The sequence below is a fragment of the Microbacterium pygmaeum genome, from assembly GCF_900100885.1.
GTDB classification, from domain to species: domain Bacteria; phylum Actinomycetota; class Actinomycetes; order Actinomycetales; family Microbacteriaceae; genus Microbacterium; species Microbacterium pygmaeum.
On record NZ_LT629692.1, the window covers coordinates 107,974 to 134,544 of the forward strand.

The following is a 26,571-nucleotide window of genomic DNA, read 5'->3' on the forward strand; positions in this document are numbered from 1 at the left end:
CCACCTGCACCATCACAACCCGAAAGGAACAGCATGAGACACCGCACGAGGCGACTCCTCGCCATCACCGGGGCAGCAGCAGTCACCGCGCTCGCCCTCGCAGCCTGCTCGGCCCCCGCGCCCGAGGCCACCACCGGCGCCGACGGCGACTTCGAGCCCATCACCGACATCAAGCTCCAGCTCCAGTGGCTGCCGCAGGCCCAGTTCGCCGGGTACTACGTCGCCCTCGACCAGGGGTACTTCGAAGAGGAGGGCTTCGACTCGGTCGAGATCGTCCCCTCCGGCGGCGACATCGTGCCGCAGGACGCCCTCGTCGCGGGCGATGTCGACTTCGCCATCGCGTGGGTGCCGAAGGTGCTCGGCACCCTCGAGGCCACCGGCGTCGAATTGACTGACATCGCACAGGTGTACCAGAAGTCAGGCACGCTGCAGGTGTCATGGGCGGGCGACGGCATCGAATCCGTCGCCGACTTCGAGGGCAAGCGCATCGGCTCGTGGGGCTTCGGCAACGAGTGGGAGATCTTCGCCGCCATGGCGGCGGATGACCTCGACGCGAGCGGCGTCTCCATCACGACCCAGGACTTCAGCATGAACGCGCTCCTTGACCGCGACGTCGACGCGGCGCAGGCGATGACCTACAACGAGTGGGCGCAGATCCTCGAGGTCGTCAACCCCGCGACCGGGGAGCTGTACCAGCCCGAGGACTTCGACGTCATCAGCTACGAGGACACCGACGGCGCCATGCTGCAGGACGCGATCTGGGCCGACACCCAGCGCCTGGAGGACCCGGCCTACGCCGACGCCGCCGTCCGCTTCCTCAAGGCCGTCACCAAGGGATGGGTCTTCGCCCGGGACAACCCGGAAGAGGCCGCCTCCATCACGTACGACGCCGCGATCAACGCGGAGGCCGCCTTCCCGGTCGGTCCGGTGCACCAGCAGTGGCAGATGAACGAGGTCAACAAGCTCATCTGGGCAGGTGGCGACTTCGGGATCGTCGACGAGGCGGCGTGGGACAAGACGGTCGCCGGTGCCCTGTCGGCCAAGAACCAGGACGGGCTCGAGCTGATCACCACCGAGCCGGCCGATTCGGCGTACTCCAACACGTACATCGAGCAGGCGCTGGCAGAGCTGAAGGACGAGGGCGTCGAGGTCGGCGGCGAGTACACGCCGATCGACGTCGTGCTCACCGAGGGCGGACAGTAGCCTGAGACGGTCTTCGAGCGGGCAGGGCGAGCGTTTCGTCTCGCCCTGCCCCGTTCGATGGCCAGAACCGAATCGACGAGAAGGACGATGATGACCGACGAAGACCTCGACACGGCTGCCAAGGCGCTCGACCGGGAGTACGTGTTCCACTCCTGGCTGGCGCAGGCGAACCTCGACCTGCCGGTGATCGCGGGCGGGTCGGGCGCGACCGTGTGGGATCACGCCGGAAATCGGATGCTGGACTTCTCCAGCCAGCTGGTGAACGTGAACATCGGCCACCAGCATCCCGCCGTCGTCGCAGCCATCCAGGAGCAGGCGGGCATCCTCGCCACGATCGGCCCGGCCACCGCCAACCTGACGCGCGGGCGCGCGGCGCAGCGCATCATCGACAGGGCACCGGACGGTTTCGCGAAGGTGTTCTTCACCAATGGCGGTGCCGACGCCAACGAGAACGCGATCCGCATGGCGCGCCTGCACACGGGCAGGGACACGGTGCTCTCGACCTACCGCTCGTACCACGGCAACACCGGTGGTGCGATCGTCGCCACCGGCGACTGGCGACGGATGCCGAACCAGTACGCCCGCGGGCACGTGCACTTCTTCGGCCCCTACCTGTACCGCAGCGAATTCTGGGCGACCACCCCCGAGGAGGAATCGGCACGGGCGCTGCATCACCTGGAGCGCGTCATCGTCTCGGAGGGTCCGGACACGATCGCGGCGATCCTGCTCGAATCGGTGCCCGGCACCGCCGGCATCCTGATTCCGCCGCCCGGTTACCTGGCCGGCGTCCGCGCGCTGTGCGACCGGTACGGCATCGTGCTGATCCTCGACGAGGTGATGGCCGGCTTCGGCCGCACAGGACGCTGGTTCGCCTTCCAGGGCTACGACGTCGTCCCGGACCTCATCACCTTCGCCAAGGGTGTGAACTCGGGCTACGTGCCCGTCGGGGGCGTCATCATCTCGGACGCGATCTCGGCGACCTTCGATGAGCGCGTCTTCCCCGGGGGACTGACCTACAGCGGTCATCCGCTGGCCGCGGCATCCATCATCGCGTCCATCGATGCCATGCAGAACGAGGGCATCGTCGACAACGCCCGCCGCATCGGCGACGAGGCGATCGCACCCGCGCTGGCGGAGCTCGCCGAGAAGCATGCGCTGATCGGCGAGGTGCGCGGCGAGGGCGTGTTCTGGGCGGTGGAGATGGTCGCCGACCGCGGCACCCGCGAACCGGTCGCGGCCGCGGTGATCGGGCAGCTGAAGAAGGAGATGTCCGCACGCGGACTCGTACCCTTCTCGGCGGACAACCGCATCCATGTCGTGCCGCCGTGCGTGGTGACCGACGACGAGGTCGCGCAGGCGATGGCGATCTACGACGAGGCGCTCACCGCGGTCGAAGCCTCGGGGTGACCTCGCCGTCGCCAGCCCCTACCGGCGGTCGCACCGGCGACCTACGCTGAGAGGACACGCGCCCACGGACGTGCCACAAGCACGCCGAAGCAGAAGGAAGATCATGACCGACACCACCACGCTCGAGCAGACAGCGCCGTCAGCCACCACGATCCTCGACCACTGGGTCGACGGCGCAACGTGGTCGGGCGAGTCCACCCGCACCGCTCCGGTCTACAACCCGGCGCTCGGGACCGTCCAGAAGGACGTGCGACTGGCATCCGTCGCCGACGTCGACGCGGCTGTCATCTCCGCCGCGGCGGCATGGGAGTCGTGGCGCGACGCCTCGATCTCCAAGCGCACGGCGGTGATGTTCGCGTTCCGCGAGCTGCTGAACGAGCGCAAGCAGGAACTGGCCGAGATCCTCACCTCCGAGCACGGAAAGGTGCTCTCCGACGCGCTCGGCGAGATCGCGCGCGGCATGGAGGTCGTCGAGTTCGCCTGCGGGCTCGGTCACCTCACCAAGGGCGCGTACTCGGAGAACGTCTCGACCGGTGTCGACGTCTACTCCCTGAAGCAGCCGCTCGGCGTGGTGGGCATCATCAGCCCGTTCAACTTCCCGGCGATGGTGCCGCTGTGGTTCTTCTCGATCGCGATCGCCGCCGGCAACACGGTGATCCTCAAGCCCTCGGAGAAGGATCCGACCGCGGCGATCTGGATGGCATCGCTCCTGAAGGAGGCAGGGCTGCCCGACGGCGTCCTGAACGTCGTCAACGGCGACAAGGAGGCCGTCGACGCACTGCTGGAGCACCCCGATGTGCGCAGCATCTCGTTCGTCGGCTCGACGCCCATCGCACGCTACGTCTACGAGACCGCGACCGGTCACGGCAAGCGCGTCCAGGCCCTCGGCGGGGCGAAGAACCACATGCTGATCCTGCCGGACGCCGACCTGGACCTCGCCGCCGACGCCGCCGTCAACGCGGGGTTCGGCTCGGCCGGCGAACGCTGCATGGCGATCTCGGTCGTCCTGGCCGTCGACGCCATCGCCGACGAATTCGTCGCGAAGGTCAAGGAGCGCATGGGGACCCTCCGCACCGGCGACGGCACGCGCGGCACCGACATGGGACCGCTCATCACCGAAGTGCACCGCGACAAGGTCGCCTCGTACATCGACGTGGCCTCGACTGATGGCGCCTCGGTCGTGGTCGACGGCCGCGGCATCGAGGTCGACGGCGACCCGAACGGCTTCTGGCTCGGCCCGACCCTGATCGACAACGTGCCCGTCGGTTCCAGCGTGTACCAGGACGAGATCTTCGGCCCGGTGCTCTCAGTGGTGCGCGTCGACGGCTACGAAGAGGGCCTGGGCATCATCAACGGCAGCCGGTACGGCAACGGCACGGCGATCTTCACCAACGACGGCGGTGCCGCACGGCGCTTCCAGCGCGAGGTGCACGTCGGCATGATCGGCATCAACGTGCCGATCCCGGTACCGGTCGCGTACCACTCGTTCGGCGGCTGGAAGGCCTCGCTGTTCGGCGACGCGAAGGCGTACGGCCCGCACGGGTTCGACTTCTTCACGCAGGAGAAGGCCGTGACCAGCCGTTGGCTCGACCCGTCGCACGGCGGCCTGAACCTCGGCTTCCCGCAGCACGACTGAGGAGCGGTCGACCGTCCACGGACGAGAATGGCCGCGCTGGGCCCCGCGATGGCGGCGTGTCCCGTCCGTGAACGGACGCTTCAGCGAGCGAAGACCTCCACCGCATCGGCAACCGCCGTGCACCGCACGGTGAACGCACGCCCTGGTGGGTCTGCCAGCTCGCCGTCGTGCACGAAGACCGTGGAGTGCCCCGCATCGGGGCGCACCAGCATCTCGAAAGCGGGAACGAGGAGACGCTCGACGTCCTGCTTCGGCGGCATGAGACCGAGCGCCCGCAGCACGGCCGTCGTGCGGCGGCCGAACGCCAGCGCCGCCATCGCACGCACCCGTGAGCCTCGGGCGTGGTGGATGCGGACATCGAGGATCGCGGAGGTCAGCTCCGCCCGCTGCATCGTGGCGACCCGCTCGGGGTCGTTCCGGCCGATGCCGACGAACACCGACCAGACGCGCGCCCGCTCGCCGTCCACCACGATGGTGAGGGGCTCAGCGGTGCGCATCGTCCGCCACGCGGCGAGGATCCCGCCGAGCCATTTGCCCAGTCGCGGACGCAGTCGCTCCCGTTCCTCGATGAGCTCGGGATAGCTGCCGACGGAGACCGCGTTCAGCGCGAGCGTCGGGTCGGCGCCGTCGCAGGCCGTCGATATCGCGCTCACCCGGACGGTCCTGCCGCTCTCGAATGCGTCGAGCGCGGCATCGACGTCGTCCAGTCCCGCTGAGCGCGCGAAGTGGTTGTACGTGCCCCCGGGAAGAACGAGCAGCGGCAGGGCGAACCGGCGCGCCAATTCGGCCATCCGGGCCACGGAACCATCTCCGCCGTAGATGCCCAGGACTGCGGGAGGATGGTCGGAGGTCATCGACGCTGCGACGACCTCGCCGAGATCCTCGCCCTCCTGAAGGGTCCGCACCTGCGCATCAGGGATGCGCCGAGCGAACTCGTCGGCGGGATCCCGGCGGATCACGGCCGTGCCCGAGCGGCTGTTGCGCAGGATCAGGAGTCCAACGCCGGATCCGGTGCTGTCCGCCGCCTCGTGCATTCCCCGAGACTAACTCCACGGCGAGCTGCTCGACCGCTCCAGAGGACAACGCCGCCGCCCGTTTACGGACGAGACACGCCGCGCTGGGCCGCGCGATGGCGGCATGTCCCGTCCGTAAACGGAGGAGTCGCGGCGTTTCAAGCCTCGAGTGCGATGGGGCGGTTCTCGTAGAACGTCTGCAGGACGACCGTGGTGCGTGTGCTGACCGCGGCGGCAGCGCGGATGTCTCGGATCAGCGACTCGAGATCGCGCGGCGTCCCCACCCGGACGAACAGCATGTAGCTCGCGTCGCCGGCGATCGAGTGGCACGCCTCGATCGCGCTGAGATGCTCCAGCACCTCGGGTGCGTTGTCCGGCTGCGACGGGTCCAGCGGCGTGATCTCGATGAACGCCGAGAGCGACCTGCCGACCTTCTCGGGGTCCAGGACCGCGCGGTACCCGGTGATGACCCCGCTGCTCTCGAGGCGGCGCAGCCGCGCCTGCACGGCCGAGACGCCCAGGCCGACCCGCTCGCCGAGCTGTGCGAGGGTGGCCCGCGGGTCGCGCGAGACCTCGGCCAGGATCGCCGCGTCGACAGAATCGTCCATGACATGGAAGAATATCGGTCAAGCCGGCTGTTCGCCGGAATGTTTCCGTCATCTGCAGGATCGGAGGTTCTCATGTCCATGACCCACACGCACAACGCGCAGGCGATCGTCGGCGAACCCGAGGTCGTCGAGGACGCCGAGAACACCTCCGCCTGGCGATCGCTGAAGGCCGCCGCGGTCGCCCTTCAGCAGCTGCAGGTGCCGGACGGCTCGATTCCGGATGCCGCGCACCATGGCGCCGCGTCTGCGCACGTCGCCGCCATCATCGAGGCCATCGATGATCTCCGGCCGCTCTTCCCCCACGACGACGCCTATCTCGCGGCATCCGTCCTCGATTTCCGCCGCTGGGCCGCCGAGGGCTTCGGCGTCCCCGACTTCCTCGATTCGCTCGTCGCCTTCCAGCCGCAGGAGCACCGGATCGACGGCATCCGGCATCTGGTCGTCTTCCCGATGTACACCCAGAACGGGTCGAGCAACCGGCACGTCGAGGCGCTGCTCGTCGAGGTCATCTGGCCCGAGTTCATCGCCGAGCTGGAGACCGAGTACACGAACAGACTGTTCGTCTCGCTGCGCCTGATCGACTTCACGCCCGGGTACGACACCAACTCGGCCGTGCTGTTCCCCGAGACCGTCGCGATGCGCGAGATCCCGACATTCACCTGGGGCGCGATCTTCCAGGACCGCGAGGCGGCGCGGTACCGGCGCGTCGTGCGCGCGGCATCCGCGATCACCAAGCTCGATCTGCCCGAGGATGCCGCGCGCATGCTCGAGGACCAGCAGCTCACCGAGAAGACCTTCGTGATGTGGGATCTCATCCACGACCGCACCCACATGCGCGGCGATCTGCCGTTCGATCCGTTCATGATCAAACAGCGGATGCCGTACTTCCTGTACTCGCTCGAGGAACTGCGCTGCGATCTGACGGCGTTCCGCGAGTGCGTGGCGATCACGGCGCGGCTGCGTGGACGGCTGGCCGACGGGCGGGCGCTGGATGCTCCCGAGGCCGAGATGCTCGAGCACGCCGTGCTCGTGCAGTACGCGGTGATCTTCGACCGCATCTTCCGCTTCGCGATCACCGGCTCGCGGGTGCGCAACTACGACGGGCTCGGCGGACAGCTGCTGTTCGCCTGGCTGCACCAGCGCGGCGTGCTGCACTGGACCGACACGGCGCTGGCGTTCGACTGGGACGAGGTTCCCGCGGCTGTCATCGCGCTCAGCGACGCGATCGACGAGCTGTACTGGCGCTCGATCGACCGTCCGAAGAAGGCGCACTGGCTGGCCGCATACGAGCTCGTCCGCGGCACGCTGACCCCGAACCCGGCGTCGCAATGGGCGCGCGGCCTGCCGGATGGCGTGCTGGCCGGTCTGCCGAAGGGGTACACCGACGCGGTGCTGGACGACGAGTTCCCACTGTCGATGTTCTTCGAGGCGCTGGAGAAGAAGATGCGGCCCGTGATCGAGTCGACCGCCGGGATCCGCGGGACGGATGCCTGAGGCCGGCCTGACCGCCACCGTGCGCGGTCGCACCGTGCTGATCGCGGGGGCGACCAGCGCGGTGCGCGGTCGCACCGTGCTGATCGCGGGGGCGACCAGCGCCTCGGGTGCAGCTGCGGCACGCGCGCTGATCGCGGCCGGCTCCCGGGTGATCGCGGTGGGGCGTGATGCGGGGCGGCTCGAGCACTGGGCTGCCACCCTCCGGCCTGCTCAGGGGCCGGACGCGCAGGGCCCGAGGACCGCGGCTCAGGGGCCGGGGACGGCGGCCGGAGCGCCGGCGCTCGTGACCGAGGTGTGCGATCTCACGGACGAAAGCGACGTCGCGCTGCTCGCCGATCGGGTGCACGATGCGCACGGGTCGATCGACGGCATCCTGCACCTGGTCGGTGGGTGGCGCGGTGGCGGGGGCCTTGCCGGTCAGACCGAGGAGGACTACCGGTTCCTCGAGCAGTCCCTCACGGCACTGCGTTGCGTCAGCCGCGCCTTCGATGCCGATCTTCGAGCATCGGAGGCAGGGCGCTCGGCCATCGTGTCATCGACGGCGGTCGCCCGACCCCTGGCCGGAGGCGCAAACTACGCGGCCGTCAAGGCGGCGAGCGAAGCGTGGGCCAGAGCCGTCGCGCAGGGCTTCGCCAAGGCTGCGCGCGACGGCGGCGAGCCGCTGCGTGCGGCATCCGTCATCTTCCGCGTCAAAGCCCTCGACGGCCTCGAGGCGCAGCTGGCCGATCGATACGTCCGCCTCTTCGCCGAGGATGCCGACGCCATCAACGACACGATCGTCGAACTCTCCCCGGCATAGGCTGAGTCGGGGCGAACGTGCCCTGCTCGCGCGAAGGGACGGCGACGATGCCCGAGATCACGACATCCGACGGCGTTCGGCTGCACTACCTCGAGGCGGGGGTGCCGACCGGGCGTCCGGTGGTCCTCGTCGCCGGCTTCAAGGCTGCCGCGACCACGTGGAAGCCGCAGAGCACCGCCCTCGCCAAGGCGGGCTACCGCGTGATCGCCCTCGATCGGCGCGGTCACGGGTCCTCGCCGGTCGGACCCGACGGCGCTCACACGATGGACCGCCACGGCGCCGACATCGCCGACGCGATCGCTGCGCTCTCACTCCAGGACGCGACCGTCGTCGGCCAGTCGATGGGCGGGAACTCCGTCTGGGCGATGGTGGCGGCGGGGCGCTCCGACGGCATCCGCGACATCGTGATCGTCGACCAGACCCCGAAGATGCTCAACTCCGACGATTGGACGTTCGGCTTCTACGGATACGACGCGACCAACGCCGACACGTACTTCGCGACCGGCATCCCCGATCCCGGCCGGCACCCGCTGAGGACCAAGGGTCCCGTCCGCATCGCCCGGCTGCTCAGCGCGCTGGACCTCAAGGCCGCCAAGGCCGGCTTCACCGCCGCGGAGCTCGAGCTGCTGCACGACCACGCGAAGCGAGACTGGCGACCCGCGATCGGCGCCGCGAGCGTGCCGGTGCTGTTCGTCGCCGGCCGGGAGAGCGAGTTCTGGCCGTGCGAGCACGCCGCAGCAGCGGCATCACTGGCTCGAAGCGGCTCCTCGGCCGTCGTCGAGAAGGCCGGCCACGCCACCAACCTCGAGCAGCCCAAGGCGTTCAACGACGGCCTTCTGCGCTGGCTGGCTCGCTGACGCCCTCAGAACGCCTTGCCCGGATTCAGGATGTCTCGCGGGTCCAGCGCCGCCTTGATGTCACGGTGCATCGCGAGCACCCGCTCGCCGAGCTCGACGCGCGCGCCCGGCAGCTTCAGAAGCCCGACGCCGTGCTCACCGGTGACGGTGCCGCCCAGCATCCGGCAGTCCTCGACGATGCGGTCGAAGGCGACCTTCGCGCGGGCCTTGGCCGCCTCGTCGCCCTCGGGCGCGATGATCAGCGGATGCAGGTTGCCGTCGCCGGCGTGGGCGATCGTGGCGATGACGACGTCGTCGCGGGCTGCGACTTCGCGGATGAGTCCGAGCATCCGCGGGACCGCCGTCCGCGGCACGCAGATGTCCTCGGTGAGCACCGGGCCGAGTCGCTCCAGCGCCGGGTAGGCGAGCCGCCGCGCGAGGAACAGCCGATCGACCTCGGCCGGCTCGGCGGCCTGCTCGATGCCCAGCGCGCCCGCTTCGGTCATCAGCGAGGCGATGGATGCCGCAGCCGCCGCCCCGACCGCTCCGACGTCGTCGACCGTGGCCAGCAGCAGCGCCGCCGCGCCGTGCGGCAGCCCGAGGTGCTGCCACTCGTCCACCGCGCGCAGGCACATCTCGTCGATCAGCTCGAGCGCGCTGGGGATGATCCCGGCCGCGGAGATCGCTGCGACCGCCGCCCCGGCGCCCTCCAGCGAGCCGAACGCGCCGACGACGGCGCGCTCCTCGCGGCCGCCGAGCGGCAGCAGCTTCAGGGTCAGTTCGGTGATGATGCCGAGGGTCCCCTCGGAGCCGACCATCAGCGCCGTCAGGTCGTAGCCGGTCGCGCCCTTGGCGGTGCGGCGGCCGAGCCGGACGATCTCGCCGTCGGCGAGGACGACCGTCATCCCGAGGACGTAGTCGCGGGTCACGCCGTACTTGACGCAGCAGATGCCTCCGGCGTTCGTGGCGGCGTTGCCGCCGAGCGTGGAGATCCGGTAGCTGGCGGGGTCCGGCGGATACCAGAGGCCGTGCGCGGCGACCGCGACCCGGAACTCGTCGTTGATCATGCCCGCCTCGACGACCGCGTAGCGCTCTGCGGCATCGACCTCGATGAGCCGGGTCATCCGCTCCAGCGAGATCACGATCGATCCGGGAACGGCGTTCGCACCGCCCGAGAGCCCGGTGCCGGCGCCGCGTGCGACGACCGGGATGCCGTGCTCGGCAGCCGCGCGGACGACGGCGGCGACATCGTCGGTGCTTCCGGCGAAGACGACGGCGCGCGGGCGGGCGTACGGCGCCCACTCGGCGTCATCGTGCGCATACGCGTCGAGCTGTGCGGGGCCATCCAGCACCTGATCGGGGCGGAGGAGGCCGCGCAGCGCTCCGGCGACGTCGGTTTCAGCACGCATTCCCCGACTTTAGCCACGCGGGCGTGTCACAACTCCTCCTTGCCGAGGTCGGGCCCGATTTCGCGTCGCTCCGACTCCGCGGGTTTCGCGGGGCCAGCCGCTGGCGCCCTGGAACGCAGAAGGAGTTATGACACGGTGCGAGGATGGAACCCGTGACCACGCTCCACGACACCGCCGTCCGCGGCTTCGCGTCCGACAACTACTCCGGCATCCACCCCGAGGTGCTCGCCGCCATCGCCGCGGCAGGCGGCGGACACCAGATCGCCTACGGGGAGGATGCCTACACCGAGCACCTCCAGGAGGTATTCGCCTCCCACTTCGGAGACGGGGTGCAGGCGTTCCCGGTCTTCAACGGCACCGGCGCCAACGTGGTCGGGCTGCAGTCGATGCTCCCCCGGTGGGGCGCGGTGATCGCGGCTTCGACGGCTCACATCAACGTCGACGAAGGCGGTGCGCCCGAGCGGGTGGCCGGCATCAAGCTGCTCACCGTCCCCACCGACGACGGCAAGCTGACCCCCGAGCTCATCGACCGGGAGGCGTGGGGATGGGGCGACGAGCACCGCGCGCAGCCCTTGGTCGTCTCGATCACGCAGTCCACGGAGCTCGGAACCCTCTACACGCCGGACGAGATCCGCGCGATCGCCGACCACGCTCACGCCCTCGGCATGCGCGTGCACATGGACGGGGCGCGCATCTCGAACGCGGCGGCCTCACTCGACCTGCCGCTGCGCGCGTTCACCCGCGATGTCGGCGTCGACGTGCTGAGCTTCGGCGGCACCAAGAACGGGGCGATGCTCGGCGAGGCGATCGTGGTGCTGGACCCCGAGGCATCCGCGGGTCTGACCTTCCTGCGCAAGCTCAACATGCAGCTCTCCAGCAAGATGCGCTTCGTCTCCGCCCAGCTCATCGCGCTGCTGGAGGGCGACCTGTGGCTGCGCAGCGCCTCGCACTCCAACGCGATGGCGCAGCGTCTGCGATCCGGCGTCGAGGCCGGCATCGCCGACGGATCGATCACCGGCGTCGCCTTCACCCAGCCGACCCAGTCCAACGGCGTCTTCGCGACCTTGCCGGACGGGGTCGCGGACCGCCTGCGCGAATCGTTCCGCTTCTACGACTGGGATGCCGCGAAGAACGAAGTGCGCTGGATGTGCTCGTTCGACACGACCGAGGCCGACATCGACGCCTTCATCGCCGCGATCGCGCGCGAGACCGCGCATCCGGGCTCCGAGCCGGGCCGCGGTGTCCAGTCACCGCACGTCCAGGTCGAGTAGCGAGCCTCAGCGCAGCGCGCCCACGCTCGCCAGCGCAAGCCGGATGAGCGTGCCGCGGCCACCCTCCATCTCGGCGGCCAGGGAGTCCGACGCCGCTTCCGCGGGCGGCATCCACGTCACTTCCAGGGCGTCCTGCCGCGGCTCGCAGGTCCCGGTGACCGGTACGACGAAGGCGAGCGAGACGGCGTGCTGGCGGTCGTCGTGGAAGGCCGAGAGCCCGGGCATCGGGAAGTACTCCGCGACGGTGAACGGCACCGGCTGGGGCGGCAGCAGCGGGAAGGCCATCGGTCCGAGGTCGTTCTCGAGGTGACGGAACAGCGCATCGCGCACGCTCTCGCCGTAGCGCACCCGGCCGCTCACGATCGTGCGGGTGATCTCGCCCATCGGAGTGGCCCGCAGCAGGATGCCGACGTCGGTGACGGCACCCAGGCCGTCGGTGCGCACCGGGATCGCCTCGACATAGAGCATCGGCAGGCGTCGACGCGCTTCGGCCAGCTCGATCTCCGTGAGCCAGCCGGGATTGGAGGCGCTCCCAGGCGTCGGCGAGCCGAATGTGCCGTCGCCGATCGGTCGATCCGATCGGTCGTACCGCCCGCCGCGGTTCAGCTCGCGGGAGGTTCCCTCGTCGTCGTCGCGGTCGTTCGGGTCGGGATCAGGTGTGCGCACCGGCATAGCTCTTGTATAACACCCGCCGACGGGACCTCTTGAGAAGATGAGGGAATGAGCACGCCCGCGCCCCTGGATCCCGCCGTCGCCCTGTGGTCCGCTGAACTGGCCGAACGCACCGGCCGACCGCTCCTCGTGCTCCTGCACGGGTACGGCGCCGATGAGCGCGACCTGTTCGGCCTGGTGCCCTTCCTGCCGCCGGAATTCGTCGTGACAGCCGTCCGCGCACCGCTCTCACCACCGTTCCCGGCGCCGGGATACTCCTGGTACCCGATCGAGGGGCTGGACGGCCGGAATCCCTCTTCCGTCACGGATGCCGCAACCGCACTCATCGCGTGGCTCGACGAACACGCGCCGGACGCGCCGACCGGGCTCCTCGGCTTCTCGCAGGGCGGCGCCGTGGCGCTCCAGGCGCTGCGGCTCGAGCCGGAGCGCTTCTCTTTCGCCGTGAACCTCAGCGGCTACGCGACGCCAGGCGCGCTGCCGCGCGATCCGGAGCTCGCGCAGGTGCGCCCGCCGGTCTTCTGGGGCCGGGGCGCGCGCGACGACGTGATCCCGGATTTCCTGGTCGAACACACGACCCAGTGGCTCCCGGAGCACGCGGAGCTGAGCGGCCGGGTCTACCAGGGCCTCACGCACAGTGTCTCGGAGGCCGAGCTGGAGGACGTCCGCGTCTTCCTGCAGAAGCAGCTGGAGACGCTCGAGGCGGACGATGCGCCGGTCGGAGAACCTGAGCAATAACCGGATGCTTCCGGCCGCAACATCCGCTATCGTGGTGTTCTCTGTCCCCGACGTGAGGAACCTCCGGTGAGAATGATCGACGCTTCCGCGCCCGCATCCGCGCGCTGACCGTCGCTCACCGCTTTCTCTGAGCTCTGCCGCCTCGAACGTCTCGAGGCCCGGCGACCGGTATCAGCGCATCCTGACAACCGGGAGGCCTCATGCCTGCTCTCTCTGCTGCACCCGCGATCGTGCTGGATCGCGTCTTCTTCACCTGGCCGGACGGCACGTCGGCCCTCTCCGGCGTCTCCGGATCGTTCGGCGCGGGGCGCACCGGCCTGGTCGGGCGCAACGGCTCGGGCAAGTCCACGCTGCTTCGCCTGATCGCCGGTGAGCACGAGCCGACCTCCGGCTCGGTGTCGCGATCCGGCGATGTCGCGTACCTCCCGCAACGCCTCACGCTGGAGGTCGACCGTCCGGTCGCCGAGCTGCTCGGGGTCGCCGGAACCCTCGGCGCGCTGCGCACGATCGAGTCGGGCGATGTCGACCCGCGGCACTTCGATGCCGTCGGCAACGAGTGGGACATCGAGGCGCGCGCCCACGCCGCGCTGGCCGAGGCCGGCCTCGAACCGGGGATGCTCGACCGGTCGGTGGGCGAGTTGTCCGGCGGCGAAGCCGTGCTGACGGCGATCGCCGGCATCCGGCTGCGCGGTGCGCCGCTGACGCTCCTGGACGAACCGACGAACAACCTCGACCGCGATGCACGTGCGCGCCTGGGCGAGATGGTCCGCGGCTGGCGTGGGACGCTCGTCGTCGTCAGCCATGACACGTCGCTGCTCGAACTGATGGATGACACCGCCGAGCTCTACGACGACGAGCTCTCCGTGTTCGGCGGGCCGTACTCGCAGTGGCGGGAATGGCTGGACGCCGAACAGGAGGCAGCACGCCAGGCCGAACGGACGGCGGCGCAGAGCGTTCGGCGCGAGAAGCGGCAGCGGATCGAGGCCGAGACCACCATCGCCCACCGTCAGGCGATGGGCCGCAAGGCCGAGGTCGAGAAGCGCGTGCCGAAGATCATCGCGAACGCCCGCAAGCGCGAAGCGCAGGTGTCGGCCGGGCGGCTCCGCGGCGAGAAGTCCGACCGCGAGGCGACGGCACGTGCGGCGCTGGACCTCGCCGAGCGCCGCGTCCGCGACGACGACACGATCCGCATCGACCTGCCGGATCCCGGCGTGCCCTCGGGGCGCCGGATCGCGCGCATCGGTGACGACGAGCATTCCTGGATCGTGCAGGGGCCGGAGCGCGTCGCGATCGTCGGCGCGAACGGCGTCGGCAAGACGACGCTGCTGGAGCGGATGGTCGGGACGGGATTCGGCGATGCGGCGTGCCACAACTCCGCCTCGCTCGAGGGCGGCGCACTGCACGACCCCGATATCACGGGCCTCGCGGCGAACGCGGCGGAATCGAGGCGGAGTCGTGTCACAGCCGAGCTGCTGACCGACCGCGTCGGCTACCTGCCGCAGCGCGTGGACGGCCTGGATGAGGGCGCCTCGGTGCTCGAGAACGTGCGGGCCGCGGCATCCGCCGTCCCCGACCGTGAGCTGCGCAATCGGCTGGCGCGCTTCCTGATCCGGGGGGATGCCGTGGACCGGCCCGTCGCGACCCTGTCCGGCGGCGAGCGGTTCCGTGTCGCGCTGGCGCGCCTGCTCCTGGCCGACCCGCCGCCGCAGCTGCTGGTCATGGACGAGCCGACGAACAACCTCGACCTCGACACTGCGACGCAGCTGGTGGAGGCGCTGTCGGCATACCGGGGAGCCGTGCTGATCGTGAGCCACGATCAGGGCTTCCTGGATCGGGTGGGCATCGACCTCACGCTCGAGCTGGGCGCCGACGGGACGTTCGCCGAGCTGTGAGCGCTCCGCGCGGCACGTTCCTGCCCGCGCTGCGTCGATCGGTGGCGCGCGGGCAGGATTGTGCCGCGTCAGCCCGAGAGCCATGATGTGCACATGAGCAGACTCGAGCGCCCTCGCCGGCAGCGGCTCGTCGCCGGGGTCTGCAGCGCCCTGGCGGCGCGGTACGACACGAGCGTCACCGCACTGCGGATCGTCATGGTCCTCGGCGCGGTGTTCTTCGGGCTGTCGTTCTGGATCTACCTCGCGCTGTGGATCCTCATCCCGGCGGAGGGCTGAGCCTACCGCTCCGCTCGCCCTCGGAGAACGCCCGCCCCCATGTCGGTGCCAGCGGGGAAGATGGGGAGATGAGCAACGTGCTCGAGCGGTTCAGCCCTGCCACGCAGGACTGGTTCCGTGGCGCGTTCCCGCAGCCGACCACCGCGCAGATCGGGGCGTGGGAGGCGATCTCGCACGGCAAGCACGCACTGGTGGTCGCCCCGACGGGTTCCGGAAAGACCCTGTCCGCGTTCCTCTGGGCCATCGACCGGGTCTTCCGTGAGAAGGATGCCACGCCACCGCCAGCCCCGATCGCGTCGGGGCGCCGGAAGAAGGCGGTCGCCCCCGAGACGCCGCCCACACGCATCCTGTACATCTCGCCGCTGAAGGCGCTCGGCGTCGATGTGGAACGCAACCTCCGCTCCCCGCTGGTCGGGATCGGTCAGTCCGGCCGCCGCCTGGGCCTGCCCGTTCCCGAGGTGACGGTGGGCGTCCGTTCGGGCGACACGACCTCCAGCGACCGGCGCAAGCTGGTGTCGGCTCCCCCGGACATCCTGATCACCACTCCCGAGTCCCTCTACCTGATGCTCACCAGCCAGGCCGGCGAGACGCTGAAGGGCGTCCACACCGTCATCGTCGACGAAGTGCACGCGGTGGCGGCCACCAAGCGCGGGGCGCATCTCGCGGTGAGCCTGGAGCGCCTCGACGCCCTCCTCGAGCAGCCGGCGCAGCGCATCGGCCTGTCCGCGACGGTCCGCCCGATCGACGAGGTGGCACGCTTCCTCGGCGGCTCGGCTCCGGTGGAGATCGTCGCGCCCCGCTCCACCAAAGCGTTCGATCTGACCGTCGTGGTGCCGGTCGACGACATGCTCAATCCGCCCCCTCCGCCGGGAGAAGCTGTTCCGGACGCCGCGAACGACGCGCCGGTCGTGGACGAGGACTGGTTCGCCGACGGGTCGTCCCCGAAGCGAGCGGAGCCGAGCGAGGTCACCGGGTCGCTGTGGCCGCACGTCGAAGAGGCGATCGTCGACCGCATCCTGCAGCACCGCTCCACGATCGTCTTCTCCAATTCCCGGCGCCTGGCCGAACGGCTGACGGGCCGGCTCAACGAGATCTACTCGGACCGGATGGGGCTCGAGCTGCCGGACGCGAAGATCCCCGCGGCCATGATGGCCCAGGCCGGTATCTCCTCCGGTGCGGATCCGGTGCTCGCCAAGGCGCACCACGGCTCGGTGTCCAAGGAGCAGCGCGCGCAGGTCGAGGAGGAGCTGAAGTCCGGCATCCTGCGCTGCGTCGTGGCCACGAGCAGCCTCGAGCTGGGCATCGACATGGGCGCGGTCGACCTCGTGATCCAGGTCGAGGCGCCGCCGAGCGCGGCCAGTGGTCTGCAGCGCATCGGGCGCGCGGGCCACCAGGTCGGCGAGGTCAGTCGCGCGGCCCTCTTCCCGAAGCACCGCGGCGACGTGCTGCACACCGCGATCGTGACGGAGCGGATGCTGGCAGGACAGATCGAGTCGATCAACGTCCCGCAGAATCCGCTCGACATCCTCGCCCAGCAGACGGTCGCCGCGTGCGCACTGGGTCCGATCGATGTCGAGGGCTGGTTCGAGACCGTCCGCCGCAGCGCGCCGTTCCGCACCCTGCCGCGCAGCGCTTACGAGGCGACGCTCGACCTGCTGGCCGGACGCTTCCCCTCCGATGAGTTCGCCGAACTGCGTCCTCGGCTCGTGTGGGATCGCGACGCGGGCACGCTGACCGGGCGCCCGGGCGCGCAGCGCATCGCCGTCACGAGCGGCGGGACGATCCCGGATCGCGGCCTGTTCGGGGTCTTCATCGCCGGCGAGAGCCAGAACGCCCGCGTCGGCGAACTCGACGAGGAGATGGTCTACGAGTCGCGCGTCAACGACGTGTTCACCCTCGGCACCACCAGCTGGCGGATCGTGGAGATCACGCACGACCGGGTGAACGTGCTGCCCGCGTTCGGCCAGCCGGGCAAGGTCCCGTTCTGGCACGGCGACGGCATCGGCCGGCCGGCTGAACTCGGCGAAGCGCTCGGGAAGTTCTCCCGAGAGGTGTCGACCGCGTCGCCGGACAAGGCGCAGGAGCGACTGCGCGACGCCGGACTCGACACGAACGCGGCCGGCAACCTGATGGCGTACCTCACCGAGCAGCGCGAAGCCACCGGCACGCTCCCCACCGACCGCACGCTCACCGTGGAGCGCAGCCGCGACGAGGTCGGCGACTGGCGCGTCATCCTCCATTCCCCGTACGGCATGAAGGTCCACGCGCCCTGGGCGCTTGCGGTGAACGCCCGTATCCGCGAACGGCTCGGGGTCGAAGGGTCCGCCGTCGCCAGCGACGACGGGATCATCGCGAGGGTGCCGGATGCCACGGCGGAGCCGCCCGGTGCCGAGCTGTTCGTCTTCGATCCGGACGAGCTCGACCAGATCGTCACCGTGGAGGTCGGCGGCTCGGCTCTGTTCGCCTCGAGGTTCCGCGAGTGCGCGGCCCGGGCGCTGCTGCTGCCGCGGTTCAACCCGAACCGGCGCAGCCCGCTGTGGCAGCAGCGTCAGCGCTCCGCCCAGCTGCTGGAGGTCGCCCGCCGCTACCCGACGTTCCCGATCATCCTCGAGACGCTGCGCGAGGTGCTGCAGGACGTGTACGACGTGCCGGCGCTGCTGCGGATCGTGCGCAGCATCGGCGATCGCAGCATCCGCCTCGTCGAGACGACGACCTCGCAGCCCTCGCCCTTCGCCCGCGACCTCCTGTTCGGATATGTCGGCGCGTTCATGTACGAGGGCGACTCCCCGCTGGCCGAGCGTCGCGCGGCTGCCCTGTCGGTCGACCCCGCGCTGCTGTCCGAGCTGCTCGGCAAGGTCGAGATGCGCGAACTGCTCGATCCCGATGTGATCGCCCAGTTCGAGCGCGAGGTGCAGCGTCTCGATCCGGAGCGGCGCGTCCGCGGCGTCGAGGGCGTCGCCGATCTGCTGCGCCTTCTCGGACCAGTGGATGCGACCGAAGTCGCCGATCGGCTCGAGATCCCCGCCGGGACCAGCCTCGCGGACGCGGTGACCGAGGCGTCGGCTGCGCTGACGAGCCTGGTCGAGGCTCGGCGGGCGATTCCGGTGACCGTCGCGGGCACCCCGCGGATCGCCGCGATCGAGGACGCCGGGCGCCTGCGCGACGCGCTCGGCGTGGCGCTGCCGGTCGGCATCCCGAACGCCTTCCTGGAGCCGTTGCCTGACCCCCTCGGCGATCTCGTCGCTCGCTTCGCCCGAACGCACGGCCCGTTCACGACGGACGCCGTGGCGACGCGATACGGAATCGGCACCGCCGTCGCGCGGCTGACGCTGCAGCGGCTGGAGAGCCAGGGGCGCCTCTCCAGCGGCTTCTTCCTGCCGGTCTCCCCCGGTGTCGGCGCGACGCGGGATGAGACCGAGTGGTGCGACACCGAGGTGCTGCGGCGCCTGCGGATGCGTTCGCTGGCCGCCATCCGCGGCAGCGTGGAGCCGGTCCCTCCCGAGGCGTTCGCCCGGTTCCTTCCGGTCTGGCAGCACGTCACCCGTCCACTCGAAGGCATCGACGGCGTCGCGGCGGTGATCGAGCAGCTGGCGGGCGTCCCGATTCCGGCCAGCGCCTGGGAGTCCCTCGTGCTGCCTGGCCGCGTCCGCGATTACACGCCGGCGATGCTTGACGAGCTGACGGCGACGGGCGAGGTGATCTGGTCCGGCCACGGTTCGCTGCCCGGGCGGGACGGGTGGGTCGCGCTTCACCCCGTCGACACGGCTCCGTTCACCCTGCCGCCGCCCGAGGACGGGACTGCGCCGGGCAGTCTCGAAGCCCAGCTGCTGGAGGCGCTGAGCGGCGGCGGCGCGTACTTCGCTGCGCAGCTGCGTCAGACGACGGGTGCGGCGAACGAGCAGTCGGTTGTGGAGGCCCTCTGGAACCTGACCTGGGCGGGACGCATCACGAACGACACGTTCGCGCCGATCCGGTCGCTGCTGGGCGGCGGCTCGCAGGCGCACCGGGTGACGCGGAAGACGCCGCGGGCCCGCATGTACCGCGGCGCGTCGATCGCGCGGACGACCGCTGCCTCACCGCCGCCCCGGCCGGCCGCCATCGGCGGCCGCTGGTCGCTGCTGCCGGCCCTCGAAGACGATCCCGCTGTGCGCGCCACGGCCGCGGCCAGCCTGCTGCTGGACCGCTACGGCGTGGTCACGCGCGGGTCGGTGCAGTCCGAGGGGCTTCCGGGCGGCTTCGCGCAGGCGTACCGGGTCCTGGCCGGCTTCGAGGAGGCAGGACACTGCCGCCGCGGCTACGTCATCGAGAAGCTCGGGGCCGCGCAGTTCGCGGCATCCGCCACCGTCGACCGCCTGCGCGAGTTCGCCGGCCTTCCCGAGCCCGCACCGAACACCGCGGTCACGCTCGCCGCGACCGACCCGGCGAATCCCTACGGCGCGGCACTCGGGTGGCCGGCACTGGAGGGGGTGACCCACCGGCCGGGACGCAAGGCCGGCGGGCTCGTCGTGCTCGTCGACGGAGCGCTGACCCTGTACCTCGAGCGGGGCGGCAAGTCCGCGCTGGCCTTCAGCGACGACGAGGAGCAGCTGGGCGCGGCATCGCGCTCTCTGGCCTCCACCGCGCGGGCACGTCGGCTCGACACGCTCACGATCGAGCAGGTGAACGGCGCGTTCGTCTACGGCAGCGCCGTCGGTCGCACCCTGCGCGACGCCGGATTCGTCGAGTCGCCTCGCGGGCTGACGCTGCGCCGCCAGACCGGCGCGGCCTCCGGAGATGCCGAGCGCGAGGCGGCGCGTGCCTGAGGGTGACACGGTCTATCGCACGGCGAAGCGGCTGAACGACGCGCTCGCCGGCGCGGTCGTCACCCGGTTCGAGCTGCGCGTGCCGCAGGCGGCGGTGCTCGACCTGAGCGGTGAGACGGTCCACGATGTCGTCTCCCGCGGAAAGCATCTGCTGCATCACATCGACGGGTACACGCTGCACTCGCACCTCAAGATGGAGGGCGCCTGGCACGTCTACCGGCGCGGATCGCGCTGGCAGGCTCCGGCGTTCAAGGCCCGCGCGGTCATCGGCGCGACGGCGCCCGACGGTACCGAGTGGGAGACGGTCGGGTTCGACCTCGCCGACATCAAGGTGGTCCGCACCGTCGACGAGGACACCATCGTCGGCCACCTGGGCCCCGACCCACTGTCGGCGGACTGGGACGCCGCTGAGGCCACCCGGCGACTGGGCGCAGACGAACGACCGGTCCATGTCGCACTCCTGGACCAGCGCAACGTCGCCGGCTTCGGCAACGAGTTCGTCAACGAGATCCTGTTCGTGCGCGGCATCCTCCCCACGACACCCGCGAACGAGATCGATGCTGCCGCCGCGATCGATGTCGGAGCACGGATGCTGCTGGCCAACCGCGACCGGTCGGGACGCACCTTCACCGGCGATGCCCGCGCGGGGCGCTCGACCTGGGTGTACGGGCGCGAGGGGCGTGCGTGCCGACGCTGCGGGGCGATCATCCGGGCCGGATCACTGGGCGCCGATGCCACGAGGGAGCGCAACACGTTCTGGTGCCCGAACTGCCAGCGATGAACCCCGGCAATCCCCCGAGCGGTCGGCGCCGAATACTTCGAGAAGGCTGAATACCCCCTTCACCCTGCATCCGTCAAGACCGATGCGCGGGAATGAAATGGTGGGAAGTTCGGTTATTGATGTACTCGGCACATAACAGGTGCCGCAGGAGGGGACCGTGGGTAAGAACTACGTCGATATCGAGAACGACCGTGGCGAGCTGCTGCGCTATCGCAAGCACACGAACGGTCGGGGGTTGATCGCGCACGGCGCGAAGGTTCACCCGAGCGCGATCATCGAGGCGGGCGCCTACGTGGAGCCCGGAGTTCAGATCGCCGCCGGTGCACACGTCGGTCGCGGCGTGTGGGTCGAGGCGGATGCCGTGATCGGCCCCGAGGCCGACATCGCGCCGCACGCGCACATCGGCTCTGGCGCAGCCATCGGCGCCGGGGCGAAGATCGGCGTGCGTACGCACGTGGGTACCGGAGCACGTGTCGCCGTGGGTTCGCTCATCGGTGACGACGAGACGATCGGCGACGGCGAACGCGTCGCCACCGACCGTCGCGGGCTCCGACTGGCCGCCTGACAGCCTGAGGGGAACCTCTGCGCGTCGCCGCTCGGCGCTATCGTGCAGGGGTGAACCGCGCAGCCGCGATCGCCGGGACGATCTTCGTTTTCCGCGCTCGTGATTGCGGGCGTGGTGTGGATCGGCGCCACGCGCTCAGATGATGCTCCCGCACCGGTCCCGTCAGCTGCGCCGGCCGTCCCGGACCGCCCGGCGGGCGCCTTCCCGCTGACGGTGCGCTACGTCTACGACGGCGACACCATCCAGGCCGAGATGCAGCAGCCCAACGAGGTCGTCACCACGTCGCATCCCATCCGGATCCGTCTCATCGGGATCGACACCCCGGAGGGCACGCCGGCGCTGGAGTGCTGGGCCGCCGAGGCACGCGCGCACCTGGGCGAGCTCCTTCCCGAAGGATCGACGGTCTGGGCCGCGCCCGATCGGGACACGTGGGACCACTACCAGCGCCGGCTCTTTCATCTGTGGACCGACGACGGGCGCTTCGTCAACGCCGAACTGGTGATCGCGGGCGATGCCGAAGCGATCCGCATCCAGCCCAACGTCGGGTACTTCGACCTGCTCGCCGCTCTCGAGGCGGACGCGCAGAGCGCCGGCCGAGGCAGATGGGGCGCCTGTGGTTGAGCGTCAGTGCGCTCAGGCGAACAGGAACAGCACGAAGCCGATCAGCGGCAACGTGCCCTGGATGAGCGCTGGACGCAGGTAGCGTGCACCGCTGGTGATCAGCACGAGGGAGGCGGCGAGCATGGAGCCGAGCGAGAAGAGCACAAGCGTGCGCCCGGTGACGTCTGCGACGGTTCCGGCACCACCCGCCCAGAACAGCACGATGCCCAGGATCGCCCCGATCGCCAGGAACAGGTTGTAGAAGCCCTGGTTGTAGGCCATCGGCTTGGTGGTGTCGGCGGCCGACTGGTCCGCGACGCCGAAGCGCTTCCACACCCGCGGCTGCGTCCACTGCACGCTCTCCATCACGAAGATGTACACGTGCAGGAGCGCTGCCAGCGCCCCGAAGACCGTCGCCAGAATCGCCACCATGAGCGAACCATATCCCTCCGGCTACGCTGGCGGGATGGCGAAAGGCGGCGGTTCGCGAGGGCAGCGACGGGATGCCGCACCGCGGCGCGCAGCGAAGCCCGGCCAGAAGCGTGCGCAGAAGGCCCGGCAGACGTCGACCTCCAAGAAGCCGAGAGGCGCGCCCGTCGTCTTCGATGCACCGCCGCCCGCCCAGGAGGAACCGAGGCGGCTCCGCCTGGGCACGGTCGCCGGTGCGACCCCCGGCAGGTGGATCGACACCTGGCGCGAGCGATTCCCCGACGTGCCGGTGGAGGTCGTCCCGCTCGAGCTGTCGAGTCAGCAGGAGAGCCTGCGCGCCGGTGGAGTCGATCTCGCGCTCGTCCGGGTCCCCCTGGACCCCGACGGCCTCAGCGTCATCGCGCTCTACGACGAGATCGCCGTCGTCGTCTGCTCCGCCGATTCCGCCCTGACCGCCGTCGAGGAACTCGACCCGGCCGACCTCGAGGGCGAGGTCCTCCTGGTGCCGCGCGACGCGGTCTACGACATCGACCTGCCGGGCACGCTCACGCCGCGCGTCGATCCGCCCGCCGACACCGCCGAGGCGATCGCCACCGTGGCCGCCGGCGTCGGCATCGTCATCGTCCCGCTCTCTCTGGCACGCCTGCACTCCCGGAAGGACGCTGCGCACCGCCCGCTCCGCGGTGCTGCGACCTCGACCGTGGCGCTGGCCTGGCCGACCGCGCGGACCACCCCCGACGTCGAGGCGTTCATCGGCATCGTGCGAGGACGGACCGCGAACTCGTCGCGGTGAGGTTCAGTTGAGGATCTCGCCGCGCTCGTCCGCGCGGAGGGCCGCGATCCGATCGCGCCACGCGGCCAGTTCCTCGGGGGGAAGCCGCGTCCAGTCCTCGACCTCATCCAGGACGCGCAAGGGCTCCGCGCTGCGGTAGGACCGCGTCGGATTGCCCGGGAACTTCTTGTCGGTCACGTTCGGGTCGTTCTCGAACTGGCCGGTCGGCTCGACGAGGTAGACACGGGGTTCGCCTTCGCCCGCGGCGAGCTCGGCCGCCAGGGCAGCGCCGCCGGGCAGCGCGGTGAAGTAGACGTGATTCATGAGGATCTCCGGCCGGTAATTCGACCGGAAGCCCGCGGTGAGCAGGTCGCCGACCCGAAGATCGGCCTTCGTGCCGTGGAAGAACGGACCCTCGTCCAGCGCTGCGCTCACGGCGTCAGCCTCATTCGCGTCGCGTGCGGGCGGAATCGGCCTACGCTGTCGATGTTCCCGACAGAAGGACCCCCGTGACAGACGAGCATCCCGCGCAGAGCACCCCGCATCACGTTCCAGGCCCGCACGAGCCGAGCGTCCCCGAGCTGGAAGTCGACGAGACCATTCCGCCGCGCCCCGAGGAGGAGGTCGCCGATCGCGAGCGCGCCGAGCCCGACGTCCAGGACCACGGCCGGCATCCCGACTGAGATGAGAAGGGGGATGTCGCCGACCTGGGTCTCTGCGACATCCCCCGGAACGCGCTACCGGGTCTCCGCGCGTCCCGAGCGCGCAGTGGAGTCCCGTGCCCCCAGTGATCGGCGCCCCCCGGAGCCGATCTGCCTGAGCCGTTCCATAGATCAGGAGCGGGTGTCCTGCCCGCTGATACACGGATCCGCATCTTCTTCAAAAGCCTGCACCGTGCGCCTGGAACGGCGCGGTGATCCCGGTCCGTTCCGTGGCCGCGGCCAGCGCGTCAGCCGGCGCCATGCCCACGGCGAGACCGACATGCATGGCCCCCAGCAGCTCGCAGGCGATGTCGTCGGCCACGACCACCGGCGCTGCGATCACGCAGCGTGTCCCGGCGTGCAGCCAGATCCGGGTCATGCCGATCGCCTCCTCGCCCCAGCGCACCGACGAGCGTCCGACCTCGCACGCCGAGAGCACCACCGTCTGCGGCACCTCGGGCATGAGGTCGATGTCGTAGCCGAACAGCGCGCCGTCGGCCAGCTCGAGGCCTGAGAACAGCGGATTGTCGACCGCATGGCGTCCGTGCGCCGCCACGTGGAGCACGTCGACGGACGAGCCCAGCCCGGTGACCGCAGCAACGGTCGCCTCTCCTCCCGCCAGCGATCGAGTGGTACGCCACGCGGTGGCCGCCTCGGCGATCTCCTCCTCGCCGCGCGCGACCCGCGGGCCGACCGCGAAGCCCGCCGAGGTGGGCATCGTCGGCACGCCCTCGCGCAGACTCGCCCAGCGGGTCGCGGACGGGGCCAGCGTGAAGGAGTGGCCGCGCATGGCTGGAAGCATCGCCCACGGAATGCCGTTGAGTACTCCCGGCGCCGTGATGACCAGGCGTCGAACCCCGGCGACGGACACCGTCGAATCCAGCAGCGCGGACGAGAGCGTGGCGAGACGGTCCTCAAGACTGCGTCGGATGACGTCGGCCATCGGACCGCCTCGGACTGCGGCGGCCATGTCAAGATCGGCCCGGAGTCCGGGGAGGGCCTGCTGTACGCGCGGCCATCCAGGAAGCGGGAGGGTCGTCTCACCCTCGGATGTGACCACGAGGGCTGTCATGATCATGCCGGTGTACACGAAGGCCACCAGTGCCGTCTCCGGGTCCAGCGCGGTCCGCAATCGCGGCAGCGTCAGGCGCTCCTGGATCGCCGCCGACCCGGTGGCCGACCACTGCCGCTGGCGTGCACTGTCGCGCAGCTTCGCAGCGCGCGGGCTCGACAGCCAGTTCTCACCGGCATCGGCCGCGCGGAGCTGACGCAGCTCGGCGAGCTCCCGCGCGAGCGTCGGGTCGGGCGGCGGCCGCAACGGCATGACCTGGAGACTGAGGTGACGCGCACGTTCCGACCATTCGAACAGCACATCCGGGCGGCCGCTGCGGGTCGCCGCGCCGAGGCCTGCGAAGATCAGGCTCGTTCCGTGCATGCCGACAGAGGTCTGCAGGTCGAGGCTTCCGAAGGACTGCTGCCAGGCCGCGAGCGCGTCGAGCCCCGCCGCCGCCTGCCGACGGGCTTCGGCATCCTTGCGGGCAGCGGCCGCGCGCTCCACCCGGACCTGGAAGGACAGGAGGCGAACGTCCATCGACGCCGTCGACGGCACCCGGATGCTGCGGGTCGGCGACCTCGGATCATTCGCGGTCGACCAGATCTCGTGGGTCATCCGCAAGGCGGCGGCCTCGCTGCGGAAGCCGTGTCGGAAGAGCTCCGCAGCCACGGGCTCCACGTCCGCGGCCGAGGGTGTCCGCCTTGCACCCGTGCTGCGCACCGCCAACGCGCCGACGCCGGTCGACAGCGACGCGCGGAACCGAATCGCATCCGCGCGCGCCGCCCAGGCATCGTTGCCGAGTGCCCGGAAGCGGCGCGCGGCCGCCGTCGCGACCCTCCGAGCGCGCATCGGGTCGTGCATCAGCAGCGAGCGCGCGAGATTGAACTCGGTCTCGGCACGTGACTGCGGCATCCGATGCGCACCGAAGACGCTTGCCGAGCGGGCGAGGATCCGTTCGGCTTCGGTGGTCAGTCCCGCGTCGCGCAGGACCTCGGCGCGATCGACATCGCACGTGGCCGCCACGACGGTCGACACAGTGGCGAGGTAGTCGCGCGCGGCGCCCATCTGCCGCATCGCGGTGACCAGATCTCCCGAGAGCAGGGCGATGTAGCCCTCGTTGTGCCGTGCCTGTGCCTCGTCGATCGGCAGTGCGAGGTCGTGGAAGGTCGTCGTCGCCGCTGCGGCGTCCTCGGCCGCAGCCTTCAGCTGGCGGCGCTGCATGTTGATCAGACTCCGGTTGACCCGGAGGTTGGCCTGTGCCCGGCGATCTTCCCGGAGGCCGTCGATCCCCCGGGCGAGCCACCGCTCAGCCTCGTCGAGCCGACCGGAGCGCTCGGCCAGCGCACCCATCTGCCCCGCGAGGATCGCCGAGGTCTGCGCGTCCAGCCCGGGCGTGCGCAACGCGTCTGCGCAGAGCCGTTCGGCCTCGGCCACCTCGCCCACCCGCGCCAGCGCGTACGCCATCGTTCCGGCGATCCGGGCACGCAGGTTTGCGTCCACCGCCGCCTCGGCCGCGCTCGCCAGCATCCGACGCGCAGCTGCCACCTTGCCCCTGTTGACGAGGTCGACCGCTGCGCCGTGCAGTTCCTCCGCGGTGCGCGCCACGACTCCCATCA

23 protein-coding genes are annotated in these 26,571 nt (G+C 70.5%); 16 read left to right on the forward strand and 7 right to left on the reverse strand.

Annotation, left to right across the window (positions count from 1 at the left end; all coding sequences use genetic code 11):
• The first annotated feature begins 33 nt into the window (after positions 1–33).
• The 3 genes from BLT19_RS00485 to BLT19_RS00495 all read left to right on the forward strand — a co-directional run bounded on the left by BLT19_RS00485 (position 34) and on the right by BLT19_RS00495 (position 4,246).
• Complete coding sequence (locus BLT19_RS00485) at positions 34–1,203, forward strand: ABC transporter substrate-binding protein (protein ID WP_091484932.1); 1,170 nt, start codon at positions 34–36, stop codon at positions 1,201–1,203.
• 90 nt (positions 1,204–1,293) lie between these two features.
• Complete coding sequence (locus tag BLT19_RS00490) at positions 1,294–2,610, forward strand: aspartate aminotransferase family protein (protein ID WP_091492993.1); 1,317 nt, start codon at positions 1,294–1,296, stop codon at positions 2,608–2,610.
• 103 nt (positions 2,611–2,713) lie between these two features.
• Entirely contained in the window at positions 2,714–4,246 is a 1,533-nt protein-coding gene (locus BLT19_RS00495; RefSeq protein WP_091484935.1) for a CoA-acylating methylmalonate-semialdehyde dehydrogenase, read from the forward strand.
• A gap of 80 nt (positions 4,247–4,326) precedes the next feature.
• On the opposite strand, the gene BLT19_RS00500 is transcribed toward BLT19_RS00495, so the two are convergent.
• Together BLT19_RS00500 and BLT19_RS00505 are read right to left on the reverse strand one after the other, a co-directional pair.
• Entirely contained in the window at positions 4,327–5,280 is a 954-nt protein-coding gene (locus BLT19_RS00500; protein WP_091484937.1) for a diacylglycerol/lipid kinase family protein, read from the reverse strand.
• 137 nt (positions 5,281–5,417) lie between these two features.
• Entirely contained in the window at positions 5,418–5,867 is a 450-nt protein-coding gene (locus BLT19_RS00505; RefSeq protein WP_091484940.1) for an Lrp/AsnC family transcriptional regulator, read from the reverse strand.
• Positions 5,868–5,939: 72 nt separating this feature from the next.
• Here BLT19_RS00505 and BLT19_RS00510 point away from each other — a divergent pair, with 72 nt between their 5' ends.
• Genes BLT19_RS00510 through BLT19_RS00520 form a run of 3 tightly spaced genes read left to right on the forward strand, consistent with a single transcriptional unit; the run spans position 5,940 to position 9,017 of the window.
• The gene (locus BLT19_RS00510; protein WP_172825565.1) at positions 5,940–7,361 is read left to right on the forward strand and encodes a DUF6421 family protein; all 1,422 of its coding nucleotides are present in this window, start codon (positions 5,940–5,942) and stop codon (positions 7,359–7,361) included.
• Positions 7,354–8,160 carry an SDR family NAD(P)-dependent oxidoreductase gene (locus BLT19_RS00515; RefSeq protein ID WP_091484942.1) on the forward strand — a complete coding sequence of 269 codons (807 nt, stop codon included), beginning with the start codon at positions 7,354–7,356 and terminating at the stop codon, positions 8,158–8,160. The genes BLT19_RS00510 and BLT19_RS00515 overlap by 8 nt, the downstream gene beginning before the upstream one ends.
• 47 nt (positions 8,161–8,207) lie before the next feature.
• Positions 8,208–9,017 carry an alpha/beta fold hydrolase gene (locus tag BLT19_RS00520; protein WP_091484944.1) on the forward strand — a complete coding sequence of 270 codons (810 nt, stop codon included), beginning with the start codon at positions 8,208–8,210 and terminating at the stop codon, positions 9,015–9,017.
• 5 nt (positions 9,018–9,022) lie between these two features.
• On the opposite strand, the gene BLT19_RS00525 is transcribed toward BLT19_RS00520, so the two are convergent.
• Positions 9,023–10,405 carry an FAD-binding oxidoreductase gene (locus tag BLT19_RS00525; protein WP_091484947.1) on the reverse strand — a complete coding sequence of 461 codons (1,383 nt, stop codon included), beginning with the start codon at positions 10,403–10,405 and terminating at the stop codon, positions 9,023–9,025.
• Between the two features lie 152 nt (positions 10,406–10,557).
• Here BLT19_RS00525 and BLT19_RS00530 point away from each other — a divergent pair, with 152 nt between their 5' ends.
• A complete protein-coding gene (locus BLT19_RS00530) occupies positions 10,558–11,676 on the forward strand; it encodes a threonine aldolase family protein (protein WP_091492997.1) in 1,119 nt (372 codons plus the stop codon).
• Between the two features lie 6 nt (positions 11,677–11,682).
• On the opposite strand, the gene BLT19_RS00535 is transcribed toward BLT19_RS00530, so the two are convergent.
• Complete coding sequence (locus BLT19_RS00535; RefSeq protein WP_091484949.1) at positions 11,683–12,348, reverse strand: NUDIX hydrolase family protein; 666 nt, start codon at positions 12,346–12,348, stop codon at positions 11,683–11,685.
• Between the two features lie 48 nt (positions 12,349–12,396).
• Between BLT19_RS00535 and BLT19_RS00540 the strand changes: the two genes are divergently transcribed.
• From BLT19_RS00540 to BLT19_RS00570, 7 genes are all read left to right on the forward strand, one after another.
• Positions 12,397–13,083, forward strand: a complete 687-nt coding sequence (locus BLT19_RS00540; RefSeq protein WP_091484951.1) for an alpha/beta hydrolase — start codon at positions 12,397–12,399, stop codon at positions 13,081–13,083.
• A 200-nt stretch (positions 13,084–13,283) separates the two neighbouring features.
• Positions 13,284–14,975 (forward strand): ABC-F family ATP-binding cassette domain-containing protein, encoded by a 1,692-nt coding sequence (locus tag BLT19_RS00545; RefSeq protein WP_091484954.1) that lies wholly within the window; start codon positions 13,284–13,286, stop codon positions 14,973–14,975.
• Positions 14,976–15,068: 93 nt separating this feature from the next.
• The gene (locus BLT19_RS00550) at positions 15,069–15,251 is read left to right on the forward strand and encodes a PspC domain-containing protein (RefSeq protein ID WP_091484956.1); all 183 of its coding nucleotides are present in this window, start codon (positions 15,069–15,071) and stop codon (positions 15,249–15,251) included.
• Positions 15,252–15,319: 68 nt separating this feature from the next.
• Entirely contained in the window at positions 15,320–20,053 is a 4,734-nt protein-coding gene (locus BLT19_RS00555) for an ATP-dependent helicase (protein WP_091484959.1), read from the forward strand.
• Complete coding sequence (locus BLT19_RS00560) at positions 20,046–20,834, forward strand: DNA-formamidopyrimidine glycosylase family protein (RefSeq protein ID WP_091493000.1); 789 nt, start codon at positions 20,046–20,048, stop codon at positions 20,832–20,834. The genes BLT19_RS00555 and BLT19_RS00560 overlap by 8 nt, the downstream gene beginning before the upstream one ends.
• A gap of 157 nt (positions 20,835–20,991) precedes the next feature.
• Complete coding sequence (locus tag BLT19_RS00565) at positions 20,992–21,399, forward strand: LbetaH domain-containing protein (RefSeq protein WP_091493002.1); 408 nt, start codon at positions 20,992–20,994, stop codon at positions 21,397–21,399.
• A gap of 111 nt (positions 21,400–21,510) precedes the next feature.
• Positions 21,511–22,020, forward strand: a complete 510-nt coding sequence (locus BLT19_RS00570; protein WP_091484962.1) for a thermonuclease family protein — start codon at positions 21,511–21,513, stop codon at positions 22,018–22,020.
• 12 nt (positions 22,021–22,032) lie between these two features.
• Here the strand turns inward: BLT19_RS00570 and BLT19_RS00575 are convergent, their stop codons facing one another.
• Positions 22,033–22,431 carry a DUF1304 domain-containing protein gene (locus BLT19_RS00575; protein WP_172825566.1) on the reverse strand — a complete coding sequence of 133 codons (399 nt, stop codon included), beginning with the start codon at positions 22,429–22,431 and terminating at the stop codon, positions 22,033–22,035.
• Between BLT19_RS00575 and BLT19_RS00580 the strand changes: the two genes are divergently transcribed.
• Positions 22,430–23,221 carry a LysR family substrate-binding domain-containing protein gene (locus tag BLT19_RS00580; RefSeq protein WP_231917719.1) on the forward strand — a complete coding sequence of 264 codons (792 nt, stop codon included), beginning with the start codon at positions 22,430–22,432 and terminating at the stop codon, positions 23,219–23,221. The genes BLT19_RS00575 and BLT19_RS00580 overlap by 2 nt on opposite strands.
• Positions 23,222–23,224: 3 nt before the next feature.
• On the opposite strand, the gene arr is transcribed toward BLT19_RS00580, so the two are convergent.
• The gene (arr, locus tag BLT19_RS00585) at positions 23,225–23,635 is read right to left on the reverse strand and encodes an NAD(+)--rifampin ADP-ribosyltransferase (RefSeq protein ID WP_091484966.1); all 411 of its coding nucleotides are present in this window, start codon (positions 23,633–23,635) and stop codon (positions 23,225–23,227) included.
• 74 nt (positions 23,636–23,709) lie between these two features.
• On the opposite strand from arr, the gene BLT19_RS17475 reads away from it, so the two are divergent.
• On the forward strand, positions 23,710–23,883 hold the full coding sequence (locus BLT19_RS17475) for a hypothetical protein (protein ID WP_157681719.1): 174 nt from the start codon (positions 23,710–23,712) through the stop codon (positions 23,881–23,883).
• Between the two features lie 196 nt (positions 23,884–24,079).
• Here BLT19_RS17475 and BLT19_RS00590 read toward each other — a convergent pair whose 3' ends face one another.
• A complete protein-coding gene (locus BLT19_RS00590) occupies positions 24,080–26,560 on the reverse strand; it encodes a CHAT domain-containing protein (protein ID WP_231917720.1) in 2,481 nt (826 codons plus the stop codon).
• Positions 26,561–26,571: the final 11 nt, after the last annotated feature.

Coding starts and splice junctions, on each gene's coding strand:
- BLT19_RS00485 (WP_091484932.1), top strand. CDS start 34: ATGAGACACCGCACGAGGCGACTCCTCGCCATCACCGGGGCAGCAGCA.
- BLT19_RS00490 (WP_091492993.1), top strand. CDS start 1,294: ATGACCGACGAAGACCTCGACACGGCTGCCAAGGCGCTCGACCGGGAG.
- BLT19_RS00540 (WP_091484951.1), top strand. CDS start 12,397: ATGAGCACGCCCGCGCCCCTGGATCCCGCCGTCGCCCTGTGGTCCGCT.
- BLT19_RS00545 (WP_091484954.1), top strand. CDS start 13,284: ATGCCTGCTCTCTCTGCTGCACCCGCGATCGTGCTGGATCGCGTCTTC.
- BLT19_RS00520 (WP_091484944.1), top strand. CDS start 8,208: ATGCCCGAGATCACGACATCCGACGGCGTTCGGCTGCACTACCTCGAG.
- BLT19_RS00535 (WP_091484949.1), bottom strand. CDS start 12,348: ATGCCGGTGCGCACACCTGATCCCGACCCGAACGACCGCGACGACGAC.
- BLT19_RS00575 (WP_172825566.1), bottom strand. CDS start 22,431: ATGGTGGCGATTCTGGCGACGGTCTTCGGGGCGCTGGCAGCGCTCCTG.
- BLT19_RS00525 (WP_091484947.1), bottom strand. CDS start 10,405: ATGCGTGCTGAAACCGACGTCGCCGGAGCGCTGCGCGGCCTCCTCCGC.
- BLT19_RS00550 (WP_091484956.1), top strand. CDS start 15,069: ATGAGCAGACTCGAGCGCCCTCGCCGGCAGCGGCTCGTCGCCGGGGTC.
- BLT19_RS00495 (WP_091484935.1), top strand. CDS start 2,714: ATGACCGACACCACCACGCTCGAGCAGACAGCGCCGTCAGCCACCACG.
- BLT19_RS00500 (WP_091484937.1), bottom strand. CDS start 5,280: ATGCACGAGGCGGCGGACAGCACCGGATCCGGCGTTGGACTCCTGATC.
- BLT19_RS00515 (WP_091484942.1), top strand. CDS start 7,354: ATGCCTGAGGCCGGCCTGACCGCCACCGTGCGCGGTCGCACCGTGCTG.
- BLT19_RS00510 (WP_172825565.1), top strand. CDS start 5,940: ATGTCCATGACCCACACGCACAACGCGCAGGCGATCGTCGGCGAACCC.
- BLT19_RS00580 (WP_231917719.1), top strand. CDS start 22,430: ATGAGCGAACCATATCCCTCCGGCTACGCTGGCGGGATGGCGAAAGGC.
- BLT19_RS00555 (WP_091484959.1), top strand. CDS start 15,320: ATGAGCAACGTGCTCGAGCGGTTCAGCCCTGCCACGCAGGACTGGTTC.
- BLT19_RS00505 (WP_091484940.1), bottom strand. CDS start 5,867: ATGGACGATTCTGTCGACGCGGCGATCCTGGCCGAGGTCTCGCGCGAC.